1 protein-coding gene is annotated in these 614 nt (G+C 56.1%); it reads left to right on the top strand.

The genetic code is table 11. The annotated features are described in order from the left end of the window. On the top strand, positions 1-286 hold a 286-nt coding region (locus tag AC1DRJ_RS31575; protein WP_477805554.1), incomplete at its 5' end, for a zinc-binding dehydrogenase. Between the last annotated feature and the right edge of the window lie 328 nt (positions 287-614).

Below are 614 nucleotides of genomic sequence, written 5' to 3'. Positions count from 1 at the left end.
GCCCCAATCCATACGCGCCTGCGCACCCGGCGGCCATATCGCGCTGATCGGCGTGCTCACCGGTATTTCCGGCAGCGTTCCAACTCTGGAGTTGATGCGCAAGCAGCAAACCCTGCGTGGCCTGATCGTCGGCAGTCGCGAGCAGCAGCAGGACATGGTGCGGGCGCTGGAAAACTTCAGCTGGCGCCCGGTCATCGACAGCCGATATCCACTGGAGCAGATTGCCGAGGCCTTTGCCCACCAGATCACAGCCAGTCACTTTGGCAAGATCTGCCTTCACTATTGAACTGAAAAGCCCGTGGTGCGGAAAGACGCCGAATTGATCCACGCGCCGACGCAAGACTGCCCTACCCCAAGTAGGCAGAAATCCAGCATAGGCAATGCTTCGCGAGAAATAAGACTGGGTCAGTGACATMTCGGCMACTGRTTCAATTCGGCGTCAGCGCCAACACGCAGCGCACAGTGAGGTCTGCGGGTGTTACCGCATCGCCGAAAACGTGGGCAAAAGCGAGTAACACGGAAACAAATTGTCAGGCTTTGGCCGACTGGAAAACCCGAAAATTTATCAAGTCTTTGATTTTAAAGTGTTTTAAAAAGTTGGCACGGGGCCTGCT

It is taken from the genome of Pseudomonas sp. P5_B2 (genome assembly GCF_056400445.1).
This window is presented reverse-complemented; position numbering and strand designations above follow the sequence as displayed.